The 6126-nt window shown below is 72.1% G+C and carries 6 protein-coding genes and 1 tRNA gene; 5 read left to right on the forward strand and 2 right to left on the reverse strand.

The window, feature by feature from the left end; translation table 11 throughout:
• Nucleotides 1-76 (reverse strand) — tRNA-Ile (locus V7Q31_RS16815).
• 138 nt (nt 77-214) lie between these two features.
• Between V7Q31_RS16815 and V7Q31_RS16820 the strand changes: the two genes are divergently transcribed.
• A complete protein-coding gene (locus tag V7Q31_RS16820; protein WP_333835009.1) occupies nt 215-1471 on the forward strand; it encodes a GGDEF domain-containing protein in 1257 nt (418 codons plus the stop codon).
• A 10-nt stretch (nt 1472-1481) separates the two neighbouring features.
• Here the strand turns inward: V7Q31_RS16820 and V7Q31_RS16825 are convergent, their stop codons facing one another.
• Nucleotides 1482-2369, reverse strand: coding sequence for a LysR family transcriptional regulator (locus V7Q31_RS16825; RefSeq protein ID WP_333835010.1), 888 nt, complete (start codon nt 2367-2369; stop codon nt 1482-1484).
• A 144-nt stretch (nt 2370-2513) separates the two neighbouring features.
• Here V7Q31_RS16825 and V7Q31_RS16830 point away from each other — a divergent pair, with 144 nt between their 5' ends.
• The 4 genes from V7Q31_RS16830 to V7Q31_RS16845 form a co-directional block, all read left to right on the forward strand.
• Entirely contained in the window at nt 2514-3626 is a 1113-nt protein-coding gene (locus tag V7Q31_RS16830) for a BMP family ABC transporter substrate-binding protein (RefSeq protein WP_333835011.1), read from the forward strand.
• Complete coding sequence (locus V7Q31_RS16835; RefSeq protein WP_333835012.1) at nt 3623-4717, forward strand: ABC transporter permease; 1095 nt, start codon at nt 3623-3625, stop codon at nt 4715-4717. Before V7Q31_RS16830 ends, V7Q31_RS16835 begins: the two co-directional genes overlap by 4 nt.
• On the forward strand, nt 4714-5643 hold the full coding sequence (locus tag V7Q31_RS16840; protein ID WP_333835013.1) for an ABC transporter permease: 930 nt from the start codon (nt 4714-4716) through the stop codon (nt 5641-5643). Before V7Q31_RS16835 ends, V7Q31_RS16840 begins: the two co-directional genes overlap by 4 nt.
• 13 nt (nt 5644-5656) lie before the next feature.
• Nucleotides 5657-6126 (forward strand): nitrilase-related carbon-nitrogen hydrolase (locus tag V7Q31_RS16845; RefSeq protein ID WP_333835014.1); only part of this gene is annotated, 470 nt, incomplete at its 3' end.

Raw genomic sequence — 6126 nt, forward strand, 5'->3', positions numbered from 1 at the left:
TGGTGGGCCCGGCAGGACTCGAACCTGCAACCAAACCGTTATGAGCGGTCCGCTCTGACCATTGAGCTACAGGCCCCAGCACGCAGACCCCGACTTAGCGCCGCCTGCGGGAGCCGGTCAATCGCGGGGCCGCGGCGGATCGAGATCGCGTTTACCGGATCGTTAAGATTTCGCGCCAAGTTTTTCGAAAGTCGAGGGGAAAACGGAGGTCGGAATGCATGCTGCGCTGAATCGCGCCGCCGCCGGGCGGGCCGAGGACGATGCGGACCTGCCCGTCGGCGTCGTCCGCGCGCGTGCGGACGGCGCGATCGTGACGGTCAACGCGCAGGCGCGGGCGCTGCTGGGGCTCGGCGACGGCGGCGAGACCCACGCGACCGGCTCGCTGTTCGGATGGCTCGGCGGAGATGGCGCGGCGCTGCGGTTGATCGCCCAACGGCTGCGCGCGCCGGGCGAGACGGCGCGGCGGCGGCTGACCGGACCGCAGGGCCGCCCGCTCGCCGTGACCCTGGCGCGGCGGCGCGACGGCGGACTGGTCGCCTTGCTGGAGGACGACGCGGCGACGGCGGCGCTGGAGCGTCAGGCGCATGAAGCGCGGGCGCGCTACGCCGCGCTCGCCGACTGGACGCCGCGCGCGGCGGTCTGGACCGTCGACCTTGCGGGCCGGATCGACAGCTGGAGCCAGTCCGCCACCCGATTCGAGGGGCTCGCCGCATGCGATGCGGTGGGGATGACGCTTGGGGAGCTGTTCGCCCGCGCGCAATTCGACGCCGACCCCGACGCGCTGATCGCGCAGGCCCTCGTGGAGGGCGCCGCGGAGGCGGAGGGCTGGCGGCGCGCCTGGGGCGAGGGCCACGCCTTCGTGCGGGCGACGTTGCGGCTGGTGCGCGACGCAGGCGGCGCGCCGTCGGGCTTCGTCGCCGTGTCCCGCGCGGCGGCGGAGGCGTCGGCGGAGTCGGAGGAACTCCGTCGGCTCGCCGCGACCGATCCGCTGACCGGCGTGCTCAATCGCCGGGCCTTCTTCGAGCGCCTCGAGAGCGGGCGGCGGATGGCGCTGGCGCGCGGGGCGGGGCCGGCGGCGATCCTGTGCGATCTGGACGCGTTCAAGCAGCTGAACGACGCGCATGGCCATGCGGCGGGCGACGCCGCGCTGCGCGCGCTCGCCGGCGCCGCGCAATCCATGTTGCGCGCGGGCGATCTGATCGGGCGGATCGGCGGCGACGAATTCGCTTTCGCCCTGCCCGGCGCCGACGCCGAGCGCGCCGCAGCGGTCGCCGAACGCCTGCGCCGCGCGGTCGAGACGCTCCATCTCTCCGACGGTCCGCTCGCATCGAGGGGGCTCGCCTTCACCGCGAGCTTCGGCGTCGCCGCGCCGGACGGCCCCGAGGAGGCGTTCCCCCAGACCCTCGCGCGCGCCGACGCCGCGCTCTACCGGGCCAAGCGCGCCGGGCGCAACTGCGTGGCCTCGGCCTGAGGTCGGGCGCTCAGGCCGCGAGCGCCTTGACGATCTGGTCGCAGAAGCGCGCCGCCGCGACCGGCAGCGTGCGCCCGCGCAGTTGGCAGACATGCAGCAGACCCGGGCGCGCGTCGCGCGCGTCGAGCGGGCGCACGCAGAGCCCGTCGTCGCCCTCGGAGAGCCCGATCGGGATCTGGAAGGTGATCAACCGCTCCGCCTGCACATGCGCGCGGAGGAACTCGAAGCTGCTGGACTCGACCGCCGGGCTCAGCCTGACGCTCGACCGCGCCAGCGCCGCGTCGAGGATGTGGCGCACCCCGTAGAGCGGCGTCGGGACGGCGACGGGCCAGAGCAGGCAATCGCGCAGCCGCACCGGCCCGTCGCCGGCGAGCGGGTGGTCGGCGGCCATCACGGCGCAGACCGGCTGCGGGACGGTGAGCAGCGTCTGCACTTCCGCCACGCGCACCGGTTCGAACACCAGCGCGATGTCGGCGGCGTGCTCGACCAGCGCCTGCTCGGCGACGTCGCGGTCGCGCAGTTCGACGCCGAAGGTCACCGCCGGGTGCAGCGCGCGATAGGCGGCGATCTGGCGCGGCAGGAAGCCGGGCAGCAGGGCCTGGCTGCAGGCGATGCCGACATGGCCGCGCCGCTCGCCCGAGAGGTCCGCGATCTGGCTGCGCACGCGCTCCATGTCGGCCATCTGGCTGCGGAAATGGTGGATCACCAGTTCGCCCGCTGGGCTGAGGCGCACGCCGCGGGGCCGGCGCTCGAACACCGGCGCGCCGAGCTCCGCCTCGAAGGCGAGAATGCGCCGGTTGAGCGCGGTATGGGTCAGCGCGAGTTGCTCCGCCGCCTTGCGGATCGAGCCCGCGCGGGCGACCGCGTCGATGATCCGCGGCAGGGTGTGGTGGCGCATCGCGGCGATCCTTGGTGAGCGGTGCGTTTCTCGCACCGGTGCGGCGCGAGATTAGCAGACGACAGTTCCACGCGGCGCCCCATACTGCGCCGCAACTGCGACCTGTCCCGAAACCGGCGCCCCCCCTGACAGCGGAGATTTGCGATGATCCCGACCCCCTTCCTCTCCCGCCGCGGCTTTCTCGGCGCCTCCGCAAGCGCGGCGGCCCTCGCCGCCGCCGGTCTGCCCGCGCGCGCCGCCGGGCTGACGGTGGGCTTCATCTATGTCGGGCCGCGCGACGATTTCGGCTACAATCAGGCCCATGCCGAAGGCGCCGCGGCGGTGAAGGCGATGGCCGGCGTGACCGTGATCGAGGAGGAGAACGTCGCCGAGACCGTGGACGTGCAGAAGTCCATGGAGAGCATGATCAATTTCGACGGCGCGGAGCTGATCTTCCCCACCAGCTTCGGCTATTTCGACCCCCACATCCTGTCGCTCGCGCCGAAATTCGCGGGCGTGCGCTTCCAGCACGCCGGCGGGCTGTGGACGGAGGGCGTCCACCCCGCCAATGTCGGCTCCTATTTCGGTTACATCGGGATGGGGCAGTATCTGAACGGCGTCGTCGCCGGGCACATGAGCGCGAGCAGGAAGCTCGGCTTCGTCGCCGCCAAGCCGATCCCGCAGGTGCTGATGAACGTCAACAGCTTCCTGCTCGGCGCCCGCTCGGTCGATCCTTCGATCACCTGCCAGGTGATCTTCACCGGCGAATGGTCGATGGCGGTGAAGGAGGCCGAAGCGACCAACGCGCTGGTCGATCAGGGCGCCGATGTGATCACCTGCCATGTCGACGGCCCCAAGGTCGTGATGGAGACCGCCGCCGCCCGCGGCGCCTACATCTGCGGCTACCACGCCGACCAGTCGGCGCTCGCGCCGGAGAAATACCTCACCGGCGCGGAGTGGAACTGGGCGCAAGTCTACACGCAGATGGCCCAGACCATGCTCGACGGCGGGACGATCCCGAACTTCGTGCGCGGCGGTCTGGCGGACGGCTTCATCAAGATGAGCCCGCTCGGCCCGGCCGTGACCGACCCCGCCCGCGCGCAGTTCGAGGCGACGAAGGCGGAGATCCTCAAGGGCGGCTTCGCGGCGTTGCGCGGGCCGCTCAACGACAACAAGGGGAACGTCATCCTCGGCGAGGGGCAGTCGCTGGTGGAGACCGACGTCGCGCTCGAGAGCATGGACTATCTCGTCGAGGGCGTGCTCGGCGCGACCTCGTGAGCGACCTGACCGCCGGCACGCTGGCGCCTGCGCGCGGGGAAGGCGCGCTCGCCGCCATCGCACGGCGCGCCGAAGCGGTGGCGATCCCGCTCGGCGCGCTCGTCGCCGGACTCGCCGCCTTCAGCCTGTTCCTCGCGGCGCTCGGCCATTCCCCGGCGACGTTCTACGCGCTCGTCTGGCAGGGCGGCTTCGGCACGGCGTTCAGCTGGGAGAACACGCTGTCGCGCGCGGCGCCGCTTCTGCTCGCCGCGCTCTGCGTGGCGCTGCCGGCCCGGCTGGGGCTCGTGGTGATCGGCGGCGAAGGGGCCATCGCGCTCGGCGGGCTCGGGGCGGCGGCGGCGGCGATGGCGGGCGGGCCGCTGGCCATGCCGCTGATGATCCTCGCGGCGATGGCGGCGGGGGGCCTCTGGATCGGCGCCGTCGGCTGGCTGCGGCACGCGCGCGGCGTGAACGAGACCATCGCCTCGCTGCTGATGGCCTACATCGCCATCGCGCTGTTCAACCACATCGTCGAAGGCCCGTTGCGCGACCCGGCGAGCCTCAACAAGCCGTCCACGGCCCCGCTGCCCGAGAGTTTGCGCATCGGCGACATGCCCGGCCTGGGCGTGCATTGGGGGCTGGCGGCGGGCGTTCTGGCCTGCGCGCTCGCGTGGCTTCTGATCGAACGCACGCGCTGGGGCTTCGCCGCGCGCATCGCCGGCGGCAATGTCCGCGCGGCGCAGTTGCAAGGGTTGCCCGTTGGGGCGCTGATCGTCGGCTTCGCGGCGCTCGGCGGCGCCTTCGCGGGACTGGTGGGCTATTTCGAAGTGACGGCGGTGCATGGCGCGGCCAACGCCTCGATCATCGCGGGCTACGGCTATTCCGGCATCCTCATCGCCTTCCTCGCCCGCCACAACCCGCTGGCGATCATCCCGGTGGCGATCCTCGTCGGCGGGCTGGAGGCGTCGGGCGGGCTCGTCCAGCGGCGCATGGGGCTGCCGGACGCGACGGTGCTGGTGCTCGAGGGCTTCGTCTTCGTGGCCATCCTCATGGCGGAGACGCTCTACGGCCGCTTCAAGGTCTTCGCCCCGGAACGCTGGGGGCGGCCATGACCGAGGCGGTGGATCTCGGCCTCTGGGGCGTTCCGCTCGCGATGCTGGCGGGCGCGATCCGCGTCTCGACTCCGTTCCTGTTCGTGTCGCTGGGCGAGTGCCTGACGGAGCGGTCGGGGCGGATCAATCTCGGCCTCGAAGGCACGCTCGTCTTCGGCGCGATGGCGGGCTACGCCATCGCCTACGAGACCGGCTCGCCCTGGGCGGGGGTGCTCGCGGCGGCGCTGTCGGGTGCGGTGTTCGGGCTCGTCCACGGGCTGCTCTGCGCGCTGCCGCGGGTCAACGACATCGCCATCGGCATCGCGCTGATGCTGCTGGGGATGGGCCTCGCCTTCTTTTTCGGGAAGCCCTACGTCCAGCCGGTCGCGCCGGACCTGCCCTCCATCCCCTTCGGCTTCTGGTCCGACATTCCGCAGGTTCGGGCGGCGCTCGACGTCAACGCGCTGTTCCTGATCGGACTGGCCCTCGCGCTCGGCATGGCGTGGATGTTCCGCGCGACGCGCGTCGGGCTGATCGTGCGCGTCGTCGGCGACGGGGCCGAGGCCGCCCGCGCGCTGGGCGTCAACCCGCTGCGCGTGCGCGCGCTTTCGACTGCGGCGGGCGGCGCGCTCGCGGGGGTCGGGGGCGCCTATCTCTCGCTCTACTATCCGGGCAGCTGGAACGAGGGGATCAGCTCGGGGCAGGGCCTGATGGCCGTGGCGCTGGTGATCTTCGCGCGCTGGAGCCCGGTCAACTGCTTCTGGGCGGCGCTGCTGTTCGGCGGCGCCGGCGCGCTCGGGCCGGCGCTGCAGTCGGTCGGCGTGACCGGGGGCTACTACCTGTTCAACGCGGCGCCCTACGTGCTGACGCTCGGCCTGCTGATCGCGTCGAGCTCGCCGTCGCGCGCGCTGGCCGGCGCGCCCGCCGCCCTTGGCTTCAACCGATAGAAGGACTTACGACATGAGCGGTCTCGGCGGGCTCAACAAATCCCCCAACGGCGTGGTGGTGGGGCTGGTCCAGCTCCAGCTTCCCGTGGTGGCGACGCCAGACGACGTGGCGGCGCAGACGGCGCGCATCGTCGAACTGGTGGCCAAGGCGCGGCGCAACATGGCGACGATGGACCTTGTCGTGTTCCCGGAATACGCGCTGCACGGCCTGTCGATGGACATCAACCCCGCGATCATGGTCGAGCGCGACGGGCCGGAGACGGCGGCCTTCGCGAAAGCCTGCCGCGACAACCGCATCTGGGGCTGCTTCTCGATCATGGAGCGAAACCCCGGCGGGATGCCTTACAATGTCGGGCTGATCTACGACGATCGGGGCGTCGAGCGGCTCTACTATCGCAAGCTGCACCCCTGGGTTCCGGTCGAGCCGTGGGAGCCGGGCGATGTGGGGATCCCGGTGATCGACGGCCCGAACGGCTGCAAGCT

The organism is Rubrimonas sp. (assembly GCF_036788415.1).
Lineage (GTDB): Bacteria > Pseudomonadota > Alphaproteobacteria > Rhodobacterales > Rhodobacteraceae > Rubrimonas.